At 72.8% G+C, this 25,033-nt stretch carries 18 protein-coding genes, 1 tRNA gene and 1 pseudogene; 6 read left to right on the top strand and 14 right to left on the bottom strand.

Going from position 1 to position 25,033, the window contains the following annotated elements; translation table 11 throughout:
- Positions 1 to 94 precede the first annotated feature (94 nt).
- From B4915_RS12760 to B4915_RS12740, 5 genes are all read right to left on the bottom strand, one after another.
- Positions 95 to 1,582, bottom strand: coding sequence for a malate:quinone oxidoreductase (locus B4915_RS12760; protein WP_105806275.1), 1,488 nt, complete (start codon positions 1,580 to 1,582; stop codon positions 95 to 97).
- 30 nt (positions 1,583 to 1,612) lie between these two features.
- Positions 1,613 to 2,995 carry a DNA repair protein RadA gene (locus B4915_RS12755; protein WP_105806191.1) on the bottom strand — a complete coding sequence of 461 codons (1,383 nt, stop codon included), beginning with the start codon at positions 2,993 to 2,995 and terminating at the stop codon, positions 1,613 to 1,615.
- Positions 2,996 to 3,068: 73 nt separating this feature from the next.
- Positions 3,069 to 4,196, bottom strand: a complete 1,128-nt coding sequence (locus B4915_RS12750) for an HTTM domain-containing protein (RefSeq protein WP_105806190.1) — start codon at positions 4,194 to 4,196, stop codon at positions 3,069 to 3,071.
- A complete protein-coding gene (locus B4915_RS12745) occupies positions 4,193 to 5,089 on the bottom strand; it encodes a DUF5819 family protein (RefSeq protein WP_245907499.1) in 897 nt (298 codons plus the stop codon). Before B4915_RS12745 ends, B4915_RS12750 begins: the two co-directional genes overlap by 4 nt.
- 173 nt (positions 5,090 to 5,262) lie before the next feature.
- Positions 5,263 to 8,535 (bottom strand): choice-of-anchor G family protein, encoded by a 3,273-nt coding sequence (locus B4915_RS12740; RefSeq protein ID WP_245907506.1) that lies wholly within the window; start codon positions 8,533 to 8,535, stop codon positions 5,263 to 5,265.
- Between the two features lie 345 nt (positions 8,536 to 8,880).
- On the opposite strand from B4915_RS12740, the gene B4915_RS12730 reads away from it, so the two are divergent.
- Together B4915_RS12730 and B4915_RS12725 are read left to right on the top strand one after the other, a co-directional pair.
- Positions 8,881 to 11,448, top strand: a complete 2,568-nt coding sequence (locus B4915_RS12730) for a helix-turn-helix transcriptional regulator (RefSeq protein ID WP_146120114.1) — start codon at positions 8,881 to 8,883, stop codon at positions 11,446 to 11,448.
- Between the two features lie 27 nt (positions 11,449 to 11,475).
- Positions 11,476 to 11,563, top strand: a tRNA-Ser gene (locus B4915_RS12725).
- Between the two features lie 135 nt (positions 11,564 to 11,698).
- Here B4915_RS12725 and B4915_RS12720 read toward each other — a convergent pair.
- The 4 genes from B4915_RS12720 to B4915_RS12705 all read right to left on the bottom strand — a co-directional run bounded on the left by B4915_RS12720 (position 11,699) and on the right by B4915_RS12705 (position 15,819).
- The gene (locus B4915_RS12720; RefSeq protein WP_105806186.1) at positions 11,699 to 12,361 is read right to left on the bottom strand and encodes a phosphatase PAP2 family protein; all 663 of its coding nucleotides are present in this window, start codon (positions 12,359 to 12,361) and stop codon (positions 11,699 to 11,701) included.
- Between the two features lie 106 nt (positions 12,362 to 12,467).
- Entirely contained in the window at positions 12,468 to 14,195 is a 1,728-nt protein-coding gene (locus B4915_RS12715; RefSeq protein WP_105806185.1) for a bifunctional 3'-5' exonuclease/DNA polymerase, read from the bottom strand.
- Positions 14,196 to 14,230: 35 nt separating this feature from the next.
- Complete coding sequence (locus B4915_RS12710) at positions 14,231 to 15,244, bottom strand: DUF808 domain-containing protein (protein ID WP_105806184.1); 1,014 nt, start codon at positions 15,242 to 15,244, stop codon at positions 14,231 to 14,233.
- The gene (locus tag B4915_RS12705; RefSeq protein WP_105806183.1) at positions 15,241 to 15,819 is read right to left on the bottom strand and encodes a phosphorylase family protein; all 579 of its coding nucleotides are present in this window, start codon (positions 15,817 to 15,819) and stop codon (positions 15,241 to 15,243) included. Before B4915_RS12705 ends, B4915_RS12710 begins: the two co-directional genes overlap by 4 nt.
- A 272-nt stretch (positions 15,820 to 16,091) precedes the next feature.
- On the opposite strand from B4915_RS12705, the gene B4915_RS12700 reads away from it, so the two are divergent.
- Together B4915_RS12700 and B4915_RS12695 are read left to right on the top strand one after the other, a co-directional pair.
- Positions 16,092 to 16,394 (top strand): hypothetical protein, encoded by a 303-nt coding sequence (locus tag B4915_RS12700; protein ID WP_105806182.1) that lies wholly within the window; start codon positions 16,092 to 16,094, stop codon positions 16,392 to 16,394.
- A 105-nt stretch (positions 16,395 to 16,499) separates the two neighbouring features.
- Positions 16,500 to 16,991, top strand: a complete 492-nt coding sequence (locus B4915_RS12695; protein ID WP_105806181.1) for an S-ribosylhomocysteine lyase — start codon at positions 16,500 to 16,502, stop codon at positions 16,989 to 16,991.
- A gap of 80 nt (positions 16,992 to 17,071) precedes the next feature.
- Here the strand turns inward: B4915_RS12695 and B4915_RS12690 are convergent, their stop codons facing one another.
- The 3 genes from B4915_RS12690 to B4915_RS12680 all read right to left on the bottom strand — a co-directional run bounded on the left by B4915_RS12690 (position 17,072) and on the right by B4915_RS12680 (position 20,180).
- Positions 17,072 to 18,418, bottom strand: a complete 1,347-nt coding sequence (locus B4915_RS12690; RefSeq protein WP_105806180.1) for an amidohydrolase — start codon at positions 18,416 to 18,418, stop codon at positions 17,072 to 17,074.
- A gap of 98 nt (positions 18,419 to 18,516) precedes the next feature.
- Complete coding sequence (locus B4915_RS12685) at positions 18,517 to 19,359, bottom strand: SDR family NAD(P)-dependent oxidoreductase (RefSeq protein ID WP_105806273.1); 843 nt, start codon at positions 19,357 to 19,359, stop codon at positions 18,517 to 18,519.
- A gap of 35 nt (positions 19,360 to 19,394) precedes the next feature.
- Positions 19,395 to 20,180: an isoprenyl transferase gene (locus B4915_RS12680; RefSeq protein WP_105806179.1), complete on the bottom strand. Its 786-nt coding sequence runs from the start codon at positions 20,178 to 20,180 to the stop codon at positions 19,395 to 19,397.
- Positions 20,181 to 20,294: 114 nt separating this feature from the next.
- Between B4915_RS12680 and trhA the strand changes: the two genes are divergently transcribed.
- Positions 20,295 to 21,083 (top strand): PAQR family membrane homeostasis protein TrhA, encoded by a 789-nt coding sequence (gene trhA / locus B4915_RS12675; RefSeq protein WP_105806178.1) that lies wholly within the window; start codon positions 20,295 to 20,297, stop codon positions 21,081 to 21,083.
- Here trhA and B4915_RS12670 read toward each other — a convergent pair.
- Positions 21,071 to 21,775 (bottom strand): TetR/AcrR family transcriptional regulator, encoded by a 705-nt coding sequence (locus B4915_RS12670; protein ID WP_105806177.1) that lies wholly within the window; start codon positions 21,773 to 21,775, stop codon positions 21,071 to 21,073. The two genes, trhA and B4915_RS12670, sit on opposite strands and share 13 nt — an antisense overlap.
- 129 nt (positions 21,776 to 21,904) lie before the next feature.
- Between B4915_RS12670 and B4915_RS12665 the strand changes: the two genes are divergently transcribed.
- The gene (locus B4915_RS12665) at positions 21,905 to 22,843 is read left to right on the top strand and encodes an NAD-dependent epimerase/dehydratase family protein (RefSeq protein WP_105806176.1); all 939 of its coding nucleotides are present in this window, start codon (positions 21,905 to 21,907) and stop codon (positions 22,841 to 22,843) included.
- Positions 22,844 to 22,921: 78 nt separating this feature from the next.
- Here B4915_RS12665 and recQ read toward each other — a convergent pair.
- Positions 22,922 to 25,032 (bottom strand): annotated as a pseudogene (recQ, locus tag B4915_RS12660) (DNA helicase RecQ).
- Position 25,033 lies beyond the last annotated feature (1 nt).

The following is a 25,033-nucleotide window of genomic DNA, read 5'->3' as shown; positions in this document are numbered from 1 at the left end:
GCTCGCGGATCGCCGGGGCCGCGGCACGCACGGAGAAAGGGGCAGGACCCCTGATGACGGATCCCGCCCCTTCCGGCGGCGCGCGAGCGCGGGCTCAGGCGGTGACGGGCGCCAGACCGAGCACCTCGGCCGTCTCGGCGAGCGATGCGGCAGCCGCGGCCGGGTCGCCGTTGAGGCCGGTGCCGAAGGCCGGCACGTGGCGGACGAACTCAGCGCGCCAGCGCTGCTCGAACTGCTCGGGGAAGCAGCGCGACAGCACGCCCAGCATGGCGTGCACGGCGGTCGAGGCGCCCGGCGAAGCCCCCAGCAGCCCGGCGATGGTGCCCTCGCCGCCCGTGATGACCTCCGTGCCGAACTGCAGGATCCCGCCCTTCTTCGGATCCTTCTTCATGACCTGCACGCGCTGGCCGGCGGTGATCATCTCCCAGTCCTCGGTGCGGGCGGTCGGCATGTACTCGCGCAGAGTGCGCATCTGCTGTTCGCGGCTCGCGAGGACCTCACCCACCAGGTACTTCTCCAGTGAGAACTCCGTGAGTCCGACCTTCAGCATGGGCCCGAGGTTGTGCGGGCGCACCGAGCCGGGCAGATCCCACCAGGAGCCCTTCTTCAGGAAGTTGGGGCTGAAGCCGGCGTACGGGCCGAAGAGCAGGCTCATCTTGCCGTCCACCACGCGGGTGTCGAGGTGCGGCACCGACATCGGCGGAGCACCCACCGCCGCCTTGCCGTAGACCTTCGCGTGGTGCTGGCTCACGATCTCGGGCTTGTCGCACTTGAGGAACTTGCCGCTGATCGGGAAGCCGCCGAAGCCGCGGATCTCGGGGATGCCCGAGGACTGCAGCAGCTGCAGCGCGCCGCCCCCCGCTCCGACGAACACGAACTTCGCGTTGACGTTGCGCACGCCGACACCCGAGATCGCCTTGACGCCCACGTCCCAGCTGCCGTCGGCACGCCGCTTCAGGCTCTTCACGGGAGTGTCGAGGTGGAGACGTGCACCGGCCGCCACGAGGTGGTCGATGAGCTGACGGGTCACCGCGCCGAAGTCGACGTCGGTGCCGCTCTCGGAGCGCGTGGCCGCGAAGACCTCGTCCTTCGAGCGGCGATCGACGAGCAGCGGCGCCCACTCGGCGATCTGGGCCGGATCCTCGCTGTACTCCATGTCGGAGAACAGCGGCTCGCGCTTGAGGATCTCGAAGCGCCGGCGGAGGTAGTCGACGTTCGCCTCGCCGCGCACGAAGGTCATGTGCGGGGTGGCGTTGATGAAGGAGGCGGGCTCACCGAGCACGCCCTGCCTCACGAGCGAGGACCACCACTGGCGCGAGAGCTGGAACTGCTCGTTGATGTCGATGGCCTTCGCCGGGGAGAGGCTCCCGTCGGCGGCCTCCGGCATGTAGTTCAGCTCGCAGAGGGCGGCGTGGCCGGTGCCCGCGTTGTTCCAGGCATTGCTGCTCTCGGTCGCGACCTCGGGACGGGACTCGAAGATCTCCATCGTCCAGTCGGGCTGCACCTGCTTGATCAGCGTCCCGAGGGTGGCGCTCATCACGCCTCCGCCGATCAGGACGACGTCTACCGTGTTGTTAGTCACGGTCGGCAAGTCTACTCGCCTTCCCCGAAGCTAGAGTCCAGCCTCCCTCCGCGCCCGGTCCACCGTTTCGCACGCGGCGTCGAGGGCGCGCACATAGCCCAGCCGGGCCGCCTCGCCCGCCCGCTGCGACCCCGCGACCACTGGCCGCACCTCGCCTGCGAGGCTGATCTCACCGAAGGCCACGAGGTCGTGCGGCAGCGGGCGGTCGCCGATGGCGGAGAGCACCGCGAGCGCGATCGCAAGATCGGCGGCGGGCTCTCCGAGCTTCACCCCGCCGACGGTGGACACGTAGACGTCCTGGTCGTGGAGCCGAGCGCCGACCCGGCGTTCCAGCACGGCGAGGATCATCGCCACCCGGGAGGGATCGACGCCGCTCGTCACCCGGCGCGGGTTGGGCGTCGCGCTCTTCGCGACGAGGGCCTGCACCTCGACCGGCAGCGCCCGCCGCCCCTCCATCGCGACCGTCGCGCAGGTGCCGCTGACGGGCGCGGCGGCCCGGCTCAGGAACAGACCGCTCGGATCGGGCACCTCGGAGATGCCACGATCCGTCATTTCGAAGCACCCCACCTCGTCCGTGGGCCCGTAACGGTTCTTGAGGCTGCGCAGGAAGCGGAGCGAACTGCGCCGGTCGCCCTCGAAGTGGCAGACCACGTCGACCAGGTGTTCCAGCAGGCGCGGCCCGGCGACCGAGCCGTCCTTGGTGACGTGCCCCACCAGGATCACCGGCGTCCCTCTCCCCTTCGCCGCGCGGATCAGCGCCGCCGCGACCTCGCGCACCTGGGCGGGCCCGCCGGCGCTGCCCTCGACCTCGGCGCTCGCGAGCGTCTGCACCGAGTCGACGATGACCAGGGCGGGATCCACAGCCTCGATGTGACCGAGGACCGTGGCCAGATCGGTCTCGCTCGCGAGGAACAGCTCGTCGAAGAGCGCGCCGGTCCGCTCGGCGCGCATGCGGATCTGCCCCGTCGACTCCTCACCGCTCGCGTACAGCACGCGCCGGCCGGCCCCCGCGGAAGCCCCCGGCCCCGCCACGGCGGGCCCGGCGGCTGAGGCGGAGCCGCCCGGCGCGGCGAAACGCGAGGCGACGTCGAGCAGCAGCGTCGACTTGCCCACACCCGGCTCGCCGGAGAAGAGGATCGCCGCCCCCGGCACCACGCCGCCCCCGAGCACCCGGTCGAGCTCACCGATGCCGGTCGGCCGGTGACTCACCGCGGCACCGACCAGCTCCGTGATCGGTCGTGCCTCGCGCCCGGCCGGGGGCGCCGCGGCCCGCGTCGTGCGCGCGAGCGAGGCACCGGCCCTCGCCCGCTCCTCGACGGTGCCCCACTGCTGGCACTCGCCGCAGCGGCCGACCCACTTCGAGGTCTGCCAGCCGCATTCGGTACACGCGTACGCGCTCGTCGTCTTCACCATGCGGTGAGCCTACCGAGCACCACCGACATCGACGTGCTCCATCGCGGCGGACGCGGCTTCTCCGCGCGAGCCCTCAGACCGCGGCCGGCTCCGTCGCCGGGGCCGCCGCACCGGAGCCGCCGCGGGCCTGAGCGGGCTCCCCGGCGCCCGCAGCCGCCCGCCACCTCCGCCGCACGCCCCGTTCCAGCCGCTGCCAGCTCCGATCCCGGATGAAGATCGCATCGATCGCGATCATCGTCAGGGAGAACCACGGCAGGCCCATGAGCACGCCGATCATCACATGGAAGCCGAGGATCCCGATCAGCGCGATCAGGCGCGTCGGCCGCGACAGCAGCGCCAGCAGGAACGCGGCCTGCAGGATGATCGAACCCCAGGTGCCGATCGCGACGGCGGGCCCCCAGGCGGTGATCAGATCGCTGAGCACGGGCCAGGTGCCGAAACGAGCCGTCTGCAGCGGGTTGTAGACGGCGTAGCCCTGCGCCCACGGCGCGCCCTGGGCCTTGTAGAGCGCCCCGGAGGCGTAGACGAACGCCACCTGCGCGGTGAGCGCGACGAGCGCGAGATTGTGCAGCGCGGTGCCCAGCTGCCGCGGCGAGGATCCCTCCGGGAACCACTCGTGGCGCGCCCGGCGGCGTGCGTCGAGCGACCAGCGAGCCGCGGCATCCGTGAAGAACAGTAGGATCAGCGCGATCCGGAACATGTTGTCGCCCTGGTCGCCCACCATGTCGTTCATCTCGATGAAGCTCACCCAGCCGACGAAGAACAGCGGCAGCACGATCCGGAACCGCCACCCCAGCACGAACAGCACGGCGAGCAGCATGAGCAGCAGGTACAGCAGCGTGAAGGCGACGTCGTTCGCGGCAACCGCGTGGAACGAGCTGAACACCCAGCTCCGCGGGAACTCGCTCACCGGCTCGGCGATCTCCCCGTTCCACGCGGAGCCGGAGCCGAAGGTGTACAGCCGGGTGCCGAAGTTGGAGGCGAGCAGCCCGAACGCGGTGACGCCGAACACGATGCGGGTGACGGCGATGCCGTAGAGCGCCTTCTTGCCCGAGAAGAGCCACCGCTCGAAGAACTCGACGGCGCCGCCGATCGCGTTCGCGAACGCCAGCCACGCCCCCGAGATCAGGCTTCCGAGGAAGACGAGGGCGCGGGCGAGCGGCGTGACCCGCTGCGGTGTCTGCGTGTGCTCCCCACTCATCGGGAGATCCTCTCGTACTGGCGGCGGAAGACGTCCGCGAAGTTGCCGTCGTTCTGTCCCTCTTCGACGATCAGCGGGCGCCAGCCCGGCAGCACGACCGAGGGCTCGGGACGCTCCGCGTGCGGATCGTGCCGTTCCGCGAAGGGGATGATGTTCTGCCGGCTCACCCGGAACTGGACCTGCTCGACGTCGGCCCCCCAGACGGCGCGGGCCACCTGCGTCGCATACGCGCTGGCGCGACGCTCCTCGGCGATCAGCTCGTCGATCTCCTCCGTGTTCGGCTTCGCCGGCTCATCGGCCCCCTCCGCCTCCGCGCCCTTGCCGATCTGGCTCTCGAGGGCCGCCCGCAGGCCGGGCTCCCAGCCGTCGATCGCGAAGTTGCCGCCGACGACCGTCCGCTGCAGGGGCTCGAGCGCATCGAAAGCCCCCTTGTACGCCGAGGCGAGCTCGGTCGACTGGATGCCTGCCCGCGGCGGGAACAGATTGTACCGGATCATCGACAGCTCCACATCGGTGGCGCTCACCCAGCCCGTCTCAGTGCCGTCGGAGAGGATCGCGCGCACATTGAAGTGGTAGTCCCCGTTGATCGGCTCGGGAGCGAACACGCTCCACGACTGGCCGAAGAACGGGAGCATGTAGGCGGACAGCGTCTGCTGACCGCCGGGGACGATCTCGCGCGCGTTCGCCGAGAACGGGGCGATCCACAGGAACGAGGCCAGGATGTGCCAGGCCGTCAGCAACGTCGCGGCCAGGGCGGCGAGGCGCACCCAGGCGCGCGGTCTGGGCGGCGCCGGTGCCCCGTCGGCTCCGGCGGAGGGAGCCCGGGATGCCGGATCCTCGGCCCTCGCTTCTGAGGCCGCGGAATTACCGCGCTTCACGTTCTTCGATGCCACCTGCAGTTCTCCCCACGGAATCGACCGGCGTTGCTCAACTCACTCCCTGTGCGACGACCGTACCGCAGACCCGGGGCCTCGCGCAGGGCTCGGCCGCGCGCGCCACCACCGCAGCGGGGGCCGCGCCGGTGCGGCGCGGCCCCCGAAGCGAGCGGAAGCGATCTCGGGCGGACTCAGCCCTCCCGGGAGACACCCCCGGAACCGCTGCGCCGGCGAGCCAGCAGCAGGGCGCCTGCACCGGCCAGAAGCAGGAGCGCACCGCCGATCGCGAACCCGGCGGGCACCGCCGAGCCGGTCTGCGGCAGCTTCGCTCCGGAAGCGGAGGCACTGCCCTGGGCCGAAGCCTGCGCAGCGTTCGCCGCGCCGCTCGCCGAAGCCGTCGACGCCGCGGACGCGGTGCTGTCAGCCGTGGCAGCCGCGGTGGCGTCCGCAGCGACGGCTGCGGACGCGGTCGCCGAGGCCGTCGCCGACGCCGAGGCGTCAGCGGCCACTGCGGCGGCGGCCTGCGCGGCGCTGGAGGCGTCCGCGTTGGCCGCGGCCTGCGCCGCGGCCGTGCTGTCCGCATCCTGCGCCGAATCGGCCGTCGAATCCGCCGACGCCGTCGCCGCAGCGGCAGCGGCGGCGTTCGACTCCGCCGAGGCCTCGGCCGAGGCATCCGGCGTCGCAGCGGCCTCGGCAGCCGCGTCCGCGCTCACGTCCGCCGCGGCCGAGGCGCTGCTCGTCGCATCCGCGAGCGCCGCCGCCTGGGCTGCCACCTGCGCAGAGGCGTTGCTGTTGTCGTCGGCGTCGGCGGAGGCGGACGCCGACGCCGAGGCGTTCGCGTTCACCTCCGCGCTCGCGTCCGCGTCGGCGGTCGCATCGGCCTCCACCGCCGCAGCGGCGTCCGCCGAGGCCGTGGCCGAGGCATCGGCGTCTGCGGCGACCGCCGCAGCGGCCTGCGCAGCGCTCGAGGCGTCGGCGTTCGCCGCCGCCTGCGCCGCCGCAGTGGTGTCGGCGTCCTGCGCCGAATCCGCCGTGGAATCCGCCGATGCCGTCGCGGCGGCCGAGGCCGCAGCGTTCGACTCCGCGGAAGCCTCCGCCGAGGCGTCCGCGGTGGCCGCGACCTCGGCGGCAGCGTCCGCGCTCACGTCCGCCGCGGCCGAGGCGCTGCTCGTCGCATCCGCGAGCGCCGCCGCCTGGGCGGCCACCTGCGCGGAGGCGTTGCTGGCGTCGTCGGCATCCGCGGAGGCCGACGCCGAAGCCGAGGCGTTCACGTTCGCGTCGTCGTCGCCCGCTGCGGCGACCGCAACCGTGTCGGTGCCGGTCCGGCCGCTGTCGTCGCCGAGCGCGGTGAACGCGGCGTCATCCGCGTCGAAGTCGGCGGGGACCGTCCACTCGGTCACGAAGCCACCGTCCTCGTCGGCGGTCGCCGGGGCGGTCGTGCCGTCGGGGAAGGTCACGGTGACCGTCTCGCCCGGGGCGAAACCCGCTCCGGTCAGGGTGACGGTGCCGCCCCGCTCGACGGGGTCCGGCGTCGCCGTCAGCGCGGCCGGGGCCAGCTGTACGACCGTCGAGCCCTCGGCGGTGGATCCGCTGTCCTCGCCCACGGCAGAGAAGTCGACGGTGCCGGGGGTCTGCGTCTCGGGGACGTCCCAGGTGAGCGTGATCGCCCCCTCCTCGTCGGCGATGACCGGGGTCTCGGAGCCGTCAGGGAGGGTCACGGTGACGGTCTCGCCCGGCGCGAATCCGGTGCCGTCGATCGTGACGGTCCCTCCCTGCTCGACGGGGTTCGGGGTCACGGTCAGCCCCGCGGCGAGGTCTTCGGCGAGCACCGTCGCGGACCCCAGCTGCACCGGGATGGCGCTTCCGCCATCCCCGAATGGGAGCACGCTGACGCTCAGCGCCCGCGTCGTGAAGCTGCCGGCGCCCAGGTCACCGGCCGCTCGGGCGAGGGGCGCCTCGGTCGGCTGCTCGTTGATCCGGATCTCCACGATCTCGTTCAGCACCGGTTCGAGGGCGTTGTCCAGGAGGTTCGTCACCAGCGGCGACACCGTGGCGATGAGGTTCGGCTGCACCTGCGCCACCACCGTGTCGACCAGCGGCTGGAGAGCGCCGCCGATCGTCCCGACGAGTCCGCTGAGCAGACTCGTGATCGGGTCGAGGACGGTCCCCACCGGGATCCCCGCGACGTTGATGCCGCTCACGTCGACCAGATCGCTCGATCCGTCCAGGAACTCGCCGACCGTGCCGCTCACGGTCACGGGGGCGTCGACGAGCGGCCCCACCACCGGCAGGCTGATGTCCGCCTGGATGTCGACCACGACCTCGACGTCCCGGATTCCGTTCGTCACGATGCCCGCAGCCTTCGACACGAGCGAGTTCGGGCCGTTGCCGATCAGGGCGTCGCTCACACCGTCGAGGATGCCGTTGACGATCGCGTCGTCGAGCACCTCCGTGTTGGGCGCCAGCGTGTTCAGCGTTGCGCCGTCCTGGCTGTCGATGAGCAGGGCGCCGAGGTCGACGCCGATCGTCCCGTCCGCGAGATTGACGGAGACGCTGCCCTCGGCGTTCTCCAGCGGCGTCTGCAGCAGCGCAGCACGCACCTCGTCGGTGAGCGAGGCCGTGTCGATGGAGAGCTCATTGAGCTCCGCGTCCACGAGCGGCAGCGCCCCGATCCCGTCCACCACATCGGACACCGCGGACCCGACCGTGCCGTCCGGGCCGAGCAGATCCTGGATCGGCTGGAGCAGAGCTCCCACCACGCCGTCGACGGTACCGGTGAGACCCCCGACGAGCGGGCTGCTCGCGTCGAGGCGGATGTCGGAGAGCATGTACTCGCTCGTGACCGTGCTGTTCTCCTTGACGACCTCGGAGCCCAGAGCACCGACCTCGATCGCCGCCTGGTCCAGCAGCTGCTCGGTCGCGTCCGCCCCGATCAGCTGCGTGAGCAGCCCGGTGACGTCGATGCGCGCGGGCTCGAAGCCCGGTTCAGCCGCCGCATCGACCGCCAGCGCTCCTTCTTCGGTCAGCAGGCCGGAGGAGGCCCGCGAGCGGGTCTCGCTCGTCGACTCCGCGTAGCTGGAGAGCGTGCCGAGGGAGCCGAGCTCCAGCAGGCCGGCGGCATCGGGGTCGCCCGGCTCCTTGATGAGCGGCAGCTGCACACTGCCGACCTCGACGACCGCGGCGCCCAGCAGGCTCACGTCGAGCTCGTCGGAGATCGGGCCGGGGCTGTCGGGGTACGCGGTGTCCGTCCGCGCCGTGCCCGCGAGCTCCAGTCCGAGCAACTCAGACCAGAGGCCGTGACCGTGGGCGGCGGAGACGACGTCTTCGCCGGGGGCAGCTTCGTCGGCCGATGCGGCGAACGGCATCGTCACCAGCCCCGCGGCGGCGACCGTCGCGGTCGCTGCCCCCATTCCGAGCACGCGCAGGCCGCGACGCCGCGGCCTCCCCGAGCCCTCGCTCTTCATCTTCAGCACCAAGAGACACCCCATATCCGGTTACTCGATCGACGGGCGGACTTCACACCTCTCCCCCATCTCCCCGGGTCGAGGCTGCTCACAGGCTGCCAAACGCTGACGGGCCCAGTCCACGCAACTCGGTGTTCCCGAAGCGGGAGCCCCACCCCCCACAACATCAGGGGACGAACCCTGAGAGATCCGCACGCACATGCTGAGCTCGGCACGTGCCACTCCCGCGCATGCCCGTGTGCTTCCCGTCACACTCCAGCACACCGCTCCTCCGTGTCGCCTATGCTGAAGCTGGGTCGCGGGCGTTCCACTGAGGCCCGGACACACGAGCCTGGGGGGAAGCTCATGGAGGGGGAGATCGCTGTACCGCACGAGCGTCTGCTACGCACCGTGCTTGAGGCGCTGGACGCCGGCAGACCGGTGATCCTCAAAGGGCCGACCGGCTCGGGCCGGACCCACAGTCTGCGTCAGATCGCGGCCGCGCTCGACGCACGCGGTGACGTCGCCGTGGCCGTCGATGCGCTGAGCGATCAGGCGGAGACCGCGGTGCGGAACGCGCGCACAGGCAGCGTGCTCCTGCTCGACGACTATGAGCGCGCACCGCAGGAGCTGCTCCGGGCGGTGGCAGAGCGCACCGGCGCCGGACTGGGCATCGTGGTCGCGGGCGCCGAGCAGCTGCCGGGATCCCGCTACGGCGAGCACGTCGCTGAGCTCATCTCGGCGCACCCAGAACTCGAGGCCCGCAGACGCGCCGCACGGCTCATCGAACTGCAACCGCTCTCCCCGGAAACGCTTGCGCGGCTCGTCCACCGCAGCGCGACATACTCCATCGACGCGAACACGATGCGCGCGATCGAACGGCTCTCGTGGCGGAGGCCCGGCTGGGCGCTCGACCTGCTGGAACTGCTGCGCAACGGGGCGCTCGTCACCTGGCCGCGCCCGCGAATCGCGAGGCTCAGGCCGGAGGACCACCTGCTCCCCTCCCTTGCGGCGCCCGACGAGATCGCCAGCCGCCACCTCGAACCTCGCGACGTCGCGCTCGCCATCGTGCTCGCCGAGATCGGTCCCCGCAGCTGGAACGGGGTCGCCGACCTCGTCGGCCCCGAAACCCTGCGCCGGCTCTCAGCGACCGGGTTCCTGCTCCCCGCCCCCTACACTGCGGGCCTCTTCGGCGTCCCCAGCCTCTATGCTGCGGCCAGCAAACGGTCCACGGAACCCGACATCCTCGCCGAGGCGCGTCGCGAGGTCGCCGAGCTCCTGCTCACGCAGGAGGAGTTCGGCGTGCCCCTCCCCGAGCACGAAGCGGAATTCTGTGCGCGCGTCCTCACCGCCCGCGCCGGCGCGGGCGGAACGGCGAAGGCCGGCGCCCACCAGACCGCGCTCGTCCGCCGCGTCATGAACGACCTGCTGGCATTCGGAGAAGGGGCGTCCGCACGCGACCTGCTCCTGCGCCTCGGCACGCCGGCCCAGGGCCTCTCGCTGCTCACCCGCGCCCGCCTCACGGCGCTGCTGCGCGACGCGCACTCGGCGCTGCAACTGCTCCACACGGCTGGAGACGAAGAAACGGACGTCGGCGCGGGCGGCGCCGGCGATCCCGGCCCGAGGATCGCACGCCTCCTCCTCACGGCGCGCCTCAGCGCAGGGGCCGGGCTCACCTTCGCCCCTGGTCCGGAAACCACGGGCGACGACCCCGCCCTGGACGACGCGCGGCTCGTCGCACGGCGCTGGAACGACTCCGAAGCCCTCGGCGACGACGCCGTCGAGCTGCTCCGGATCTCTCAGCAGCACCCCTGGCCGGAAATCTCCCTCCTGGCCGAACAGCTCCTCGCCCTCGAGGCCGCCTTCGCCGGTTTCCGGCTCCGCACCTCCGACGCCGAGGACGCGGAACGCCGCATCGCCGAGCTGAGCATCGGAGACACGGAACTCCGGCGCGACGTGCTCGAGTGCGCCGCGGTGGCGCAGGCGATCCTCCGTTTCTCGACCGCGCTGCAGCTCGGCGAAGACCAGCGCCTCATCGCACTGACCGAGAAGCTCCCGGGGGCCGCCCGGCAGCGCGCCTGGGCCACGCACCTCGCCGCGGCCCGAACCGCGCTGCTCTGCGGCGACACCGAACGCGCCCGGCTCGAATGGACGCTGTTCGCCTCGCGTCTGCCGCGCTTCGTCCCGGTGCGGCTCACCACCCTCGTCGAGCGGTTCCGCCTCGCCGATCCCGATTCCGCGCCACGGAGTCCCGGCCCCATGCGCTACCTCGGCGACATGCGCGCCTACTACTTCGGAAAGCTGGAGGAGGTGCGTCCCGACTCCTTCGGCCTGCAGCCCTCTGCTCCGCGGGCCGGAGGGATCGCCCCGGAGATCCAGCTCCAGCTGGTGGAGCTCCCGGCACTGCGATCCATCCGCGCGCACCTCGAAGCACACCGCGCAGGCAACCCCGCAGCGCTCCTCCGCGCCGCCGACTCCCTCACCGAGTGCGGCTACCTCTCTGCCGCTCACACCGCGCTGCGGGAGGCGCGCCGCATCTTCCTGCGCCGCCGCGCGAGCGGCAGCGTGGCGGCCGCCGACGCGAAGCTCGCCGAACTGGAGTCCCGGATCTCCCGCCACGCACCCTGGTTCGATCACGCCCAGCTCGCCGACAGGAGCACCGCGCGGCTCACCCCGCGCGAGTCCGCAACAGCGCGTCTCGCCGCTGCGGGGCTCAGCAACGCCGAAATCGCCGCGCAGATGGGGTGCAGCGCGCGCACCGTCGAATCGCACCTCGCGCAGGCGCGCGCGAAACTCGGGGTCGCCAACCGCTCCCAGTTGTCGGAGCGGCTGAGTGCTCTCGGGCTCGGCCCGGAGGCCCGTGCCGCACGGGCGACACCGGAGATACGGCCGGACGCGCAACACGCCCGCCCGGCTGCGCTCGATTCGCGCTGACCCCGCCCATGCCCTATTCTTGTTCGCGGTGACGTGTCCGAGCGGCCGAAGGTGCGACTCTCGAAAAGTCGTGTAGGGTAACCCCCTACCGTGGGTTCAAATCCCACCGTCACCGCGGCAGACCCCCTCCATGCGGAGGGGGTCTTTGCGTCTCCGGTGCGATTTCCCCAGAACCCAGCACTGGCGCCGAGGCGGCGCCAGCGGCGTGCGCGCGCAACGCGATGCGTTGCGCCAAGCGCGCGGCCGGGGTTCAAATCCCACCGTCACCGCGGCAGACCCCCTCCATGCGGAGGGGGTCTTTGCGTTGACGCCGCCGAGCGATCAGCAGCACCGCCCCCACGAGCAGCGCGGGAACCGCGGTGCCGAGCACCGCCCCCGCCGCGACGTCGTGCAGATAGTGCGCCCCCTCCAGCAGCCGACCCACCGCCGTGAGCAGCGCCACGACCAGGGCCCCCGCGGTCGCCCAGAACCCGCCGACGGCGAGCGCGATGACGAAGACCGCGCCGAAGGCGAGCGTCGCGTGGTTCGACGGGAACGAGTAGTCCGCCAGCTCGCACGACCCGACGCCCTCCCACCTTCCGCAGGGCCGCAGCTGCTGGAAGACGAGCTTCGCGCTCTCGCTGAGGACGTAGGCGATACCGACGCCGAGCGCCGCAGCCGCGAGCACCACCCGCGTCGCCGGACGGCGGATCCACGCCCACGCGAGTGACGCCGCCGTGCCGACGGCGAGCAGGAGGAGCGCGAGATCTGAGATCACGGTCGCGCCCGGCACGCCGAAGCCCGCGCGCATCGCCGCCCGCGTCACCACGACGCTCAGGCTCTCCGAGGAGAGCGGGATCAGGAGGACGAGCAGCGCGAGCAGCGCCGCACCGAGCGGGACTACGGGGACGCGGGCGGGGCGTGGACTCTGCATCCCTCAACCGTGCCGGAGCCGCGGCGCCCTCGGCATCGCACCGGGGTACTGTCGCGGTGGTACCCCGGTGCGATCCGCCGGGAGCACGTCCGAGGCACCACGGGGTTCAGCCCTTCTCCGCGCGCTCCGACACGCGCAGATCGAGCGGGAAGTCCACCGGTGAGTCTCCGAAGAGCAGCCGCGACGCCGCGACGGCCGCCTCGCTGACCGCGGACGCAGCCGCCTCGGCCCGCTCGGCAGGGGCGTGCACGATCACCTCGTCGTGGAGGAAGAACGCGAGGTGCGCGTGCCGCTCGAAGACCGGGCCGGAGGCGCGAGCCGGGGCCGCGACATCGGCGGCCGGGAGCACGGCCAGGCGCCTGCGCAGCTCCGCGAGCCAGGCGAGCGCCCACTCCGCCGCGGTGCCCTGCACCACGAAGTTGCGGGTGAAGCGCCCGAACTCCCGCGCTGCGCGCCGCGCGTGATCCTGCTCCCGCCCGCTCGCCTCGGGCAGACTCGCACGCGCCTGCAGTTCACGCCACTCGGGAGCCGGGGGCGGCGAGCTGCGTCCCAGCCAGGTCGACACGACCCCGCCCCGCTCCCCCGCGGCGGCCGCCTCGTCCACCAGCGCCATGGCCCGCGGGAAGCTCCGGCGCAGTCGCGGCACCAGCCGCCCGCTGTCTCCGCGGGTGCCGCCGTACATGGCGCCGAGCAGCGCGGTCTTCGCCTCCTGGCGGCTCGCCACCACCCCGCTGTCGACGATCCCCGCGTACAGGTCCCTCCCGCGGCCGGCCTCAGCCATGCCCCGGTCCCCGGACATCGCGGCGAGCACGCGCGGCTCCAGCTGAGCGACATCGGCCGAGACGAGCCGCCAGCCGGGATCGGCGCGGAGGGCGGGACGCAGCGCGCGCGGCAGTTGCAGGGCTCCGCCGCCGCTCGACGCCCACCGTCCGGTCACCACGCCCCCGGGGACGTAGACCGGGCGGTAGCGGCCCCCGCGCACCCACTCGTCGATCCACTCCCAGCCGTTCGCGGAGAGCAGTCGTGCCAGCTTCTTGTAGCCGAGCAGCGGCGGCACGGCGGGGTGATCGTGCTCCTCCAGCTCCCACCGGGAGGTGCTCGTCACTTCGATCCCGGAACGCCGGAGGGAGCGCAGGAGCTTCGGCGGGGAGTCGAGCGAGACGGTGGGATCCGCGAGCGCGGCCCGCACCTCGTCTGCGAGCGCGAGCATCTTGGCGGGTTTCCCGCCGCGGGGCGGACGCGGTCCGAGCGCCTCATGCAGCAACCGGTCGTGCTCGGCGGCGTCCCACGGGACCCCGGCGGCGCGCATCTCCGCCGCGATCAGCGCCCCGGCCGACTCGGCCGCCAGCAGCAGGCCGAGCCTTCCCGCCCCGGCGCCCGCGCCGGCCACGGCTGCCCGCTGACGATCGAACTCGGCGAGCGCGGCATCCAGCCCCAGCGGGGCCGAGGGATGCCGCGACGCCGCGGGATCCACCTCGAAGAGCGTCGCCGCGGCGGATGCCGGGTCGGTGTCGGCCTGCGCGGCATCCCACTCGACGGCGGCGCGCAGCGCAGCCGGCTCGGGCACCAGCGCCGAGCGCACGAGGATGGCGTGGCTCAGCCGCAGTTCGTGCGCGCGCGCCACGCGCACCCCGGCCGCCAGCAGCGGCGGGTACCAGGCGGCCGTGTCGCTCCACACCCAGCGGGGCCGGTCGCCGGCCTCGCGCTCGGCAACGTAGGCGGGGAGCTCCTCCTCGGTGAGCGCGAGCCGCGGCGAGCGGGCTCCCCCGGCGGCGATGTCGACCGCGGCGACGCCGCCCCGGGAGTCCTGTCCGTCGCCAGGGCGGCCGAGCACGCACCAGTGCGCCGGAGCGCGCTCGGGTCTCTCGCTCAGAGATGCCCCGCGTCCGCATCGCCCGGGTCTGCGGCGCGAGCCGCACCCCTCCCGTCGCCGGCTCCGTCACCGCGCGCGCGATCCCGTCCGAGCAGCCGCTTCGCGAGCGAGACGAGCACCACCACCACCGCACCGCACAGCAGCCCGAACACGGCGGAGAGCGCGCTGTCGACGACCCAGCTCAGGGCTGCGGGGCCGTGCACCGCGTGGGTGACGGCGTGCAGGATCTCGTAGGGCGGATGCACCCCAACCTCGTGCAGGTTCACGATGAGCAGGTGGCCGCCGACCCACAGCATCGCGATCACGCCGACCACGCCGATCACGCGGAAGACTCCGGGCATCGCGTGCACGAGCAGCGCACCGAAGCGGCGGGCCGCGGCGGCGCGGCGGCGCATCAGCCACAGGCCGGCGTCGTCCATCTTCACGAGCAACGCCACGGCGCCGTACACGGCCACGGTCATCGCGATCCCGACCGCGATCAGGATCAGCAGCCGCATCACCCAGGTGTCGGCTTCGATGCTCTCCAGCGAGATCAGCATGATCTCGGCCGAGAGCACCAGGTCGGTGCGCACGGCGCTGCCGACGATCTGCTTCTCGTCGGACTCGGGACGCTCAAGCACCTCCTCGACCGACGGCTCGTGCGCGTGGCCGCGTGCCGCCTCGATCCAGTGCCACACCTTCTCGGCGCCCTCGTAGACGAGGTAGCTGCCGCCGAGCAGGAGCATCCACGGGAACACCCAGGGCGCCCAGATGCTGAGCAGCATGATCGCGGTGATGATGATCGCCTTGTTCACCGACGAGCCGCGGGCGATGCGCCAGATCACGGGCAGCTCCCGCTTCGGGTTGATGCCGCGGACGTACTGCGGGGTCACCGCCGCGTCGTCGATGACCACGCCCGCGGCCTTCGCAGAGGCCTTCGCGGCCCCGGCGGCGACGTCGTCGATCGAGGCGGCCGCCGCCTTCGCGAGCACCGCGATGTCGTCGAAGAGGGCGAAGAAGCTGGCGCTCACGCGGCGGCCTCCGTTCCGCGCAGGCCCGTCTCCCAGAACTCGCGCAGCTGCTCGCTCTTGCGGAACACGATGGTGTCCCACTCGGCATCCGTGGTGGAGCTGTCGGCGAAGTCGGAGGGGACCTTGAAGATCTGCAGCGGCACGGCGAACTGCTCGCACACGCGCGCGTAGGCGTAGGCCTCCATATCGACGAGCTCGGCGCCGAGAGCGGCGATGCGGGCGCGCTGCGCGTCGTTCTGCACGAAGACGTCGCCCGTGGCGAGTACGGTGCGGGACGGCGCGGGCAGGATCGTCTCACCCGCTGGGCGCAGCGCGGGAGAGGGCAGTGAGAAGTCGTGCTGCACGACCTGCTCGATCTGGTAGACCTCGTCGAGGCTGGGGCGCCGGGGGCCGTCGCTCACCACGCCGGCGGTGCCGAGCACGACGACCCGCTCCACGCCGCCGCCCGCGAGCGCGGCCGACAGCGAGACGGCCGCACTCACTTTCCCGACTCCCGTGACGAGGTGCGGCAGGTCCGAGAAGGCATGCGCCTCGTCGCGGTGCGCGAACACGAGCAGGGTGCTGGGCTGGGTCATGGGTTCCTCCCCGGCGCTGCTGCGCCCTTCACTGCCGATCCCGCCGGACACTGGCGCTTTTCGAAGACGTGTTCTATACTAGTGAGTCGAGCCTGCAAACGGCACGCGTCTCCGCCCGTCGGGATCCTCTGGGAACAGGATCCGGGGCGTCGCAGATCAACTCCGCGCAACCGCGCACGGCTCTGCCGCACGGCCACCGCTCGTCGACCGACGAGGACAGGGCGCCGCGCGATTCACGCGCACCACGGTGGTGCGCGACGAAAGGACTCATCATGAACACCACTGTCACCCCGCTGCACCCGCAGTACCCGGTGCGCCCGCTGCGCACCCCCTACCACTCGCTCGGCGACGGCTCCGAGATGGTCGTTCCCTCCTGGGCGCAGCACCGCTCGGTCTACCGCAGCTCGGGCCGTACCCTCTACCTCGTCGACACGGAGCGTCTGAGCGACGCCCACGGCGATCTGGCCCGGCTCGACCGCGCCGGCTGGGAGGTGCGGGTGGCCGAGGACCCGGAGGCACCCGGCTCCCGCGCCCGCATCGCGCTCTCGCGACGCGAGCTGGCGCAGGCCGCCTGAGCGTTCCGGGATCGCCCGGCCGCAGATGCCCGCCGGCGAGCGCCCGGCCGCGTCACCTCGCGTCACCGCGGGGTCGCGCGGCCGGGCGCTCGCTACACTGGCCGCATGAGTGACGTCGAACTTGCCGAGGTGGAGAGCTTCGCCCTGGACCACACGAAGGTGCTGGCCCCCTATGTGCGCCTGATCGGCGTCGAGCACGGCCCGAAGGGCGACGCGATCTCGAACTTCGACGTGCGACTGGTGCAGCCGAACGCGGGCGAGATTCCGACCGCGGGGCTGCACACCATCGAGCACACCCTTGCGGCGCTGCTGCGCACCCGCTTCGACGGCCTGATCGACTTCTCGCCGTTCGGCTGCCGCACGGGCTTCCACCTGATCGCCTGGGGCGAGCCGGGCGTCGAGACGGTCGCGGCCGCGGTGAAGAGCTCGCTGCAGGACCTGGTGGATCGGATCGCCTGGGACGACGTGCCCGGCACGGAGGCCGTCAGCTGCGGCAACTACCGCGACCACAGCCTGCACTCGGCGAAGGAGTGGTCGAAGCAGGTGCTCGACCAGGGCATCAGCCTCGACCCCTTCGACCGGTCCCGCCTCGCCTGAGGCATCCCGCCTCCCCTGAGGCTTCCCGGCCCGCCTGCGCCTGTCTCGCCCGGGTTCGGCTCGCGCGAGGAGCCCGGCGCTCAGCGCTCCCGCGCAGCCGCCGCCAGGCGGGTGCGGGCCCGGGCGGCCCGGGATCGGATGGCGTCGGCGTCGAGGGTGAGATGCCTGCCGTCCGCGTACACGTGACGGCCGCCGATGAACACGTGCCGCACATCACGTCCGCTCGCCGCGAAACCGAGGTGCGAGGTGAGCGCCGCCGGATCCGAGGCGAGTTCCAGTGGGGTCGCCGCGGAGCCGGTGACGTCGAGCGCGATCACGTCCGCGAGACGCCCGGCCTCGAGCGCCCCGGACTCGGGAAAGCCGATCGCCTCGGCGCCGCGGCGGGTCGCGATGTCGAGCACATCGGCGGCGCGCACGATCGCGGCGTCCTGCCGCGCTCCGCGGTGCAGCACCGTCGCCGTCTTGATCTCCTCGAAGAGGTCGAGCGTGTTGTTGCTCGCCACCGAGTCGGTGCCGAGCGCGATCCGCAGTCCCGCCTCCTGCCACTCGGGCAGGGCGGCGATGCCGCAGCCGAGCTTGAGGTTGGAGACCGGGTTGTGGCTCACCGCCACCCCCTCACGGGCGAAGCGGTCGATCTCGCCGGGGGTGAGGTGCACGCAGTGCGCCGCCAGCACCTCGGCCTCGAACAGCCCGAGCGACGCGAGGTGCTCGCCCGGGGTGGCACCGTAGCGCTCCCGGATCTGCTCCACCTCGGCCGCCGACTCCGAGATGTGCGTGTGGATGGGGATCCCCCGCTCGACTGCGCGCCGCGCGATCTCGCGCAAGAACTCCGGCGGGCAGGTGTAGGGGGCGTGCGGCCCGTAGGCGAGCCGGATCTGGGGGTCGCCCGCGTAGCGCTCTGCCAGCGCCTCGGTCTGGTCCGTGGCCTCCGCGCCGCTCCACGGAGACACCCCGGGGAAGCCCACCGCCTCGGGCGTGAAGGAGGCGAGGGCCACCATCGCGCGCATGCCAGCGCCGCGCACGAGCTCGATCAGCCGCGCGTCCCAGTGGTACATGTCGGCGAAGGCGACGGTGCCGGTCTCGATCATCTCGACCATGGCGAGCTGCAGACCGGTCGCGACGTCGTCGTGGGTGAGGTGCTGCTCCAGCGCCTGCACCGCCGCCAGCCACGGCATGAAGCCCTCGTCGTCCGACACGCCCCGCAGCAGCGTCATCGCCGAGTGCGTGTGTCCGTTGACGAGGCCCGGCATGAGCACGTGGCCGCGCAGCTCGTGCACCGTGCCCTCTGCGCTGCCGGCCCCATCGTGCCCGGCCTGCGCCGGCCCCGCATAGGTGATGCGACCGCTCGGGTCGAAGCGCAGCTCGGCGCCGGCGACCGCCCCCTCCGGCGTCAGCATCGCATCGGCCCGCAGAATGGTCTCGCTCATCGCGTCTCCTTTTCGTTCACGCCCACTGTATCGAGCACCGCCGACGCCGACGCAGCGGCGGCCGGAACGGGGCGAAGCGATCCCCGATCCGATGCCGGCTAGCCCCAGCCGGGCGTCGCCAGCATGCCCCCGTCCACCGCCAGATCCTGCCCGGTGACGAAGGAGGCGAGCGGCGAGGCGAGCAGCACGCAGGCGTTGCCGACGTCCTCGGGCGTCGCGAGCCTCCCGAGGGGCGCGTGCGCGAGCCAGCTCGCCACCCCCTCCGGCCAGGCCTCCGCGAGACCCGGGCGGTCCACCAGCCCGGGCGAGACCGTGTTGACCCGGATGCCGAGCGGTCCGAGCTCCAGCGCCGCCGCACGCGCGTGCATCACCACCCCCGCCTTCGCCACGGCGTAGTGCGCGTGCGCGGGGGCCGGACGACGCGCCTCGATCGACGCGATATGCGTGATCCAGCGATCGCCGCGCCGCGCCTCTGGCGCGCCGGCAGCGGCCGCCGAGGCCGGGGCCCCGGTCTCCCCCGCTGCGTCGCGGCCCGCGCACATCACCCGAGCCGCCTCGCGCGAGAGCTCGAAGACGGCGCCCAGGTTGGTGCCCAGCACCTCGTCCCACTCGGCGCGCGTGGTCTCGGCGAGCGGCGCCAGCGGCTGGATCCCCGCGTTGTTCACCAGCCCGTCGAGCCCGCCCAGCGCATCGGCCGCCGCGGCCACCAGCCGAGCGGCGGCACCGGGTTCTGCGAGCTCGGCCCGCACGGCTGTGGCATCGGCCCCCGCTGCCCGCAGCTCGTCACGCAGCGCCCTGACGGCGGCAACGGAGCCGGCGCCGGCCCCCCGATAGTGCAGCGCGACGCGCGCGCCCGCGGCCGCGAAGCGCCGGGCGATCCCCGCACCGATCCCGCCCGAGGCGCCGGTCACCAGCACCCGCATGCCGCCGAGAGCGGGCATCCCCGGCACCGGTATCTCCGCACTCGCCGCCACGGTCAGCCTCCCATCCGGCGCTGCCGGCTCGAATAGTCGCGCAGGGCGCGCAGGAAATCCACCTCGCGCAGGTCCGGGTAGAGCGCTTCCACGAAGTAGAACTCGGAGTGGGCCGACTGCCAGATCATGAAGTCGGAGAGCCGCTGCTCGCCGGAGGTCCGGATCACGAGGTCAGGATCCGCCTGGCCCCGCGTCCACAGATGCTCGCCGATGATCTCGGGGGTGAGCCGATCCGCGAGGGTCTCGATGGAGCCACCGGCGGCCTGGTGCTCGGCGATGACGCTGCGCATCGCCGCCATGATCTCGCTGCGGCCGCCGTAGCCGACGGCGAGGTTGATGTGGAGGCCGCTGCGGCCGGCGGTGGCCTGCTCAGCGGCGGCGAGGGCCTCGCTCAGCTCGGCCGAGAGCCCCTCGCACGATCCCACGTGCTTGACGCGCCAGCGCGGATTCTCGGCGATCTCCGTGGCGAGCTGCGCGATGATGCCGAAGAGGTCCTCCAGCTCCTGCCGGTCGCGCGCGTTGAGGTTGTCGGCGGAGAGCAGATAGAGGGTGACCGTGCCGATACCGGCGTCCTCGCACCACTCGAGGAACTCGAGCACCTTGCGCGCTCCGGCGCGATGCCCGAAGGAGGCGCGCTCCTGCAGGCGCTGCTTGGCCCAGCGGCGGTTGCCGTCGACGATGACCGCGATGTGGCCGGGCACGCTCGCCGGGTCGATCTCCCGCCGCAGGCGGCGCTGGTAGAGCCGGTACAGCAGGCCGGTGCGCGGCGTCGTGGCTCGGGAGTTCACCCTGAGAGTGTATCGTCCGGGGCGCGGCCCGAGCCGGGGATGGACGATCGCTTCAGCTGGGGATCATCCACACATATGCCCCTCCGAAACTGTGCGGAGTCTACACTCGAAGACATGACTTCTCACGGCGAGCACGGAACCGGATCCGCAGAGCGGCCCCTTCCCGATCCCGACCGCCTGTCCCTCCCGCTGCTGTCCGACGCGATCGAGCACGCCGAGGATCAGCCGCAGCCGGAGGGCGGGAGGGGCGGCATCGATCCCGAGGCGAAACCGCGCTGGCGCGGATGGATCCACGCGGGGACCTTCCCGGTGGCGATCGCCTCGGGCATCGTGCTCATCTCGCTCGCGCACGGCCCGGTGGCCAAGTGGGCCGCCGCCGTGTTCATGATCGCGAGCATGCTGCTCTTCGGCGTGTCGGCGCTCTATCACCGATTCAACTGGCAGCCCCGCACGAAGCAGATCTTCCGCCGCCTCGACCACGCCAACATCTTCCTGCTCATCGCGGGCACCTACACGCCGATCGCGCTGCTCGCGCTGCCGCTGAGCAAGGGCGTGCTGCTCCTCACGCTCGTGTGGGGCGGCGCGCTGCTCGGCATCGGCTTCCGGGTGTTCTGGATCGGGGCGCCGCGCTGGCTGTACGTGCCACTGTACGTGCTGCTCGGCTGGGCGGCGGTGATGTACATCGTCGACATTTACCGCGCGAGCCCCGCCGCGATGGTGCTCGTGATCGCGGGCGGCCTGCTCTACACGCTCGGATCCGTCGTGTACGGGATCAAGCGGCCGAACCCCGTGCCCGGCGTGTTCGGCTTCCACGAGATCTTCCACGCGCTCACGGTGCTCGCATTCCTCTGCCACTGGACCGCAGCGCTGCTCGTCGCCCTCAACCCCGTCTACCTGCGGTAGCCGGGGCTGAGGCCGAAGCGGGTGGTGGTGCGGGAAATCCAGCGGTCGAGGAACTCGGGACCGTGGGGTGAGAGATCCGGCCCGAGCTGGCCGAAGACCTCGGCGCTGATCAGGCCGATGAGCCCGGTCCAGGCCTCGATCGCCGCGGCGGCGAGCTCGGGACCGGCGTCGACGCCGATCTCGGCGGCTCCCGCCGCGAGCTCGCGGCCGAGTGCCGCGGAGACGGGAGCGGAACGGGATCCGTGCTCCCCCTGCCCGCCGGACGCGAGCAGCGCGAGAAACGCCCCCATGACGCGGGTTCCCGGCCCGGTGGTCTGCTCGGCCGGCGCGCGATAGCCGGGCACGGGCGAGCCGTAGGCCAGCGCCCAGCGAGCGGGGTTCGAGACGGCCCATGCCCGGGTGGCCCGAGCGATCGCCGCGAAGCGCTCCGCTGGGGGCGCGGCCGGATCGTCGGCGGCGAGCGCGGCGTCGGCCAGCTCGGTGTAGGCGTCGACGAGCAGCATTGTCAGGAGCTCGTCCCGGCTGCTCACGTGCCGGTAGATCGCCGAGGAGGCGACGCCCAGGCCCCGCGCGATCCCGCGGACGGAGAGCGCCGCCGCCCCCACCTCCGCCAGCTGCTCATTGCCGAGACGGAGGATCCCCTCGCGCATCCGGGTGCGGGCCTCGGCGTGGGTGCGGCGCTGGCGTTCCATGGAGGCAAGTCTGGCACCGCCTCGCGGCCGAGGCAATTCTGTGAGCACTGCTCTTGATATTCTCCGCCCCGAGCGCTAGCGTAAGGAACGGAAATTTAGCGAGCACTGCTCACAAATGATCGGAGAACCATGCACGCGCTCATCACGGGAGCAGGCCAGATCGGAACCCAGCTCGCCGGGGACCTCACCGCAGACGGGCACCAGGTCACCGTGCTGCGCCGCAGCGCCGGATCGATGCCCGGGACCGGCGCCCGCGTGATCCGCGGCGATGCGGGCGACCGGGATGCGATCCGCTCGGCGGCCGAGGGCGCCGCGGTCGTCTTCCACTGCATCCACGCCGCATACTCGGCACCCGTGTGGCGTCGCGAGCTCCCCCGGCGCGAGCTCGCCGTAATGGACGTCGCGGCAGAACTCGGCATCCCGGTGATCTTTCCGGAGTCCGTGTACGCCTTCGGCCGAGGGGCCGTCGATCTCGGCGAGACCAGCCCCATCGCACCGGCGTCACCCCTCGGCGAGGTGCGCGCGGAGCTGCTGTCGGCGCGGAGCGCCCACCCGGCACGCACCGCATCGCTCGTCGCCTCGGACCTGGTCGGGCCGACCGCCCACGCGAAATCCTCGGTGATCCTCGGCACGGTGCTCGCCCCGGCCGCCGCGGGACGCCGCGCCTGGGTGCTCGGCGACCCCGACGCGCCGCACGCCCTCACCTACCTGCCCGATCTCAGCCGCGCCATGATCGCCGCGGCTTCGCTCGCACGGACGGGCGGCACGGTGCTCAACGCCCCGACCGGTCCGCCGCTCTCGCAGCGGCGGATGGCCGAGGACGCGGCCCGGGCCGTGGGGCGGAAGCCGGCCGGAGCGAGCCGGATCCCGAGCGCCGCGCTCGGAGCCTGCGCACCGTTCTCGCCCGCCTTCCGCGAGATCTTCCGTCAGCGCTATCTCTGGGACTCCCCCAGCGCACTCCAGCCCGGGCGCCTCACCACCGAGTTCGGGCTCGATCCCACGCCCTGGTCCGAGGTGCTGCGCGAGTGGGCGGGCTCGCTCACCCCCGCACCTCCTCGACCTCACTGAATGCGGCCCGGCCGGTACGGGCTCAGCGCCCATGAACCCTGATCGATCAGGCCGGACTCGATGACGGGAGGGAAGGGGTCAGGACCGGGCGAGGACCTCGAGGACGGCGGCGCCGTAGCGTTCGAGCTTGACCTGGCCGATGCCCGAGATCGCGAGCAGCTCCTCGTCGGTGGCGGGGCGGTGCACGGCGAGCGCGGCGAGCGTCGCGTCGCCAAAGACGACATAGCCGGGGACCCCCTGCGTCCGGGCCTCCCCCGCCCGCCACTCGCGCAGGCGCTCGAAGACCTCCGCCTGCTCCGCGGTGAGCTCGGCCGCAGCTGCCGAGCGCTTGGCACCGGATCCCGGGCCCCCGCGCGTTCCGGAGCCCCGGCCCGCCGCCCGCGAGACCAGCTCCTCGCGCATGTGCACCGTCTCCTCGCCGCGCAGCACCGGCTTCGCGGCCTCCGTGGGCGCGAGCACGCCCCACTCACCGCGCGCCTCGACCAGCCCGACCGCGAGCAGGTGCCGCACCAGTCCCCGCCACTGCGCCACCGACCACTCCTTGCCGATGCCCCAGGTCGACAGCTCGTCCAGCCGCATCTGCGTCACGCGCTCGGAGCCGACGCCGCGCAGCACGTCGATGTGCTGGCCCGCCGCGTAGCTGCGGCCGCGCTCGCGCTGGGTGCGGATGATCGTCGAGAGCAGCATCTGGGCCGGGATCGTGGCGTCCCACAGCTTCGGTGGGTCGAGGCAGACATCGCAGTTGCCGCAGCGCTCCGGCGCGTCCTGCCCGAAGTAGCGGATGAGGAAGCGGCGGCGGCACTCCACGCCCTCGCAGAGCGCGAGCATCTGGTTGAGGTGGCGGGTCTGGTTGGCGCGGGTCGCGGCGTCGCCGTCGCCCGACTCGATCATCTGGCGCTGCTGCACCACGTCCTGCAGGCCGTAGGCGAGCCACGCCTCCGAGGGCAGGCCGTCTCGGCCCGCGCGGCCGGTCTCCTGGTAGTAGCCCTCGATCGACTTCGGCAGGTCGATGTGGGCGACGAAGCGCACATCGGGCTTGTCGATCCCCATGCCGAAGGCGATGGTCGCGACCACCACCACGCCGTCCTCGCGCAGGAAGCGGGTCTGGGCCTCCAGCCGCTCGTGCGCGGGCAGCCCCGCGTGGTAGGCGACCGCGTCGATGCCGGCCTCGCGCAGCGCCGCCGCCGTCTGCTCCACCCGCTTGCGGCTGAGCGCATAGACGATGCCGGCCTCGCCGGCGTGCTCGCCGCGGATGAAGGAGACGAGCTGAGCTCGCACGTTCTGCTTCGAGACGATGCGGTAGCGGATGTTGGGCCGGTCGAAGCTGGACACGAAGTGCCGGGCACCTTCGAGATGCAGGCGCTCGGTGATCTCGCGGTGCGTCTCCGGGGTGGCGGTCGCCGTGAGCGCGATGCGGGGCACCTCCGGCCAGCGCTCGGCGAGCGCGCCGAGACGCAGATAGTCGGGGCGGAAGTCGTGGCCCCACTGCGAGACGCAGTGCGCCTCGTCGATGGCGAAGAGCGCGATGCGGCCCTGCGAGAGCAGTTCGACGGTGCCCGGAGCCGAGAGCCGCTCGGGCGCGAGGTAGAGCAGCTCGAGCTCCCCGGCGCGGTAGGCGCGCTCGACCTCCAGGCGATCCTCGCGCGGCATCGCCGAGTTGAGGGCGGCGGCGCGCACCCCGGCGAGGCGGAGCGCCGCGACCTGATCGTGCATCAGCGCGACGAGCGGAGAGAGCACCACCCCGGTCCCCTCGCGCGCGAGCGCAGGGATCTGGTAGCAGATCGACTTGCCCCCGCCGGTCGGCATGAGCACCACGGCGTCGCCGCCGCCGACCAGCTGCTCGATGATCTCAGCCTGCTCGCCGCGGAACGCGTCGTAGCCGAAGACCTCCGAGAGCAGCTGAAGCGGGGTGCCGGGCCGGACGCTGCGTCAGGTGGGTATAGGGGCCGGCGCCCGGGCCGCCGCGCCGGCGCAGTGGCGAAGGGCCCGGGCACGCGGTGCCCGGCAGGATTCGCCGGCGCGGCGGCACGGGCGGGGGCGGCGGCCCGGGAGGCCGCGAACTCCGCCCGGGGATCGACGTCCTCGGGCGCGGGCGCTCCCCACGACTCGCCCGGCCAGCGCTCCTCGTCGGCCGCGCCGAAAGGGGGGTCCGCGAAGCCGGGGTCAGCGAAGCCGTCGCCGCCGTTCACG

Source organism: Leucobacter massiliensis, from assembly GCF_002982315.1.
GTDB classification, from domain to species: Bacteria; Actinomycetota; Actinomycetes; order Actinomycetales; family Microbacteriaceae; genus Leucobacter; species Leucobacter massiliensis.
Note: the sequence above shows the minus strand (reverse complement) of the source record. Positions and strands in the feature narration are given on the sequence as shown.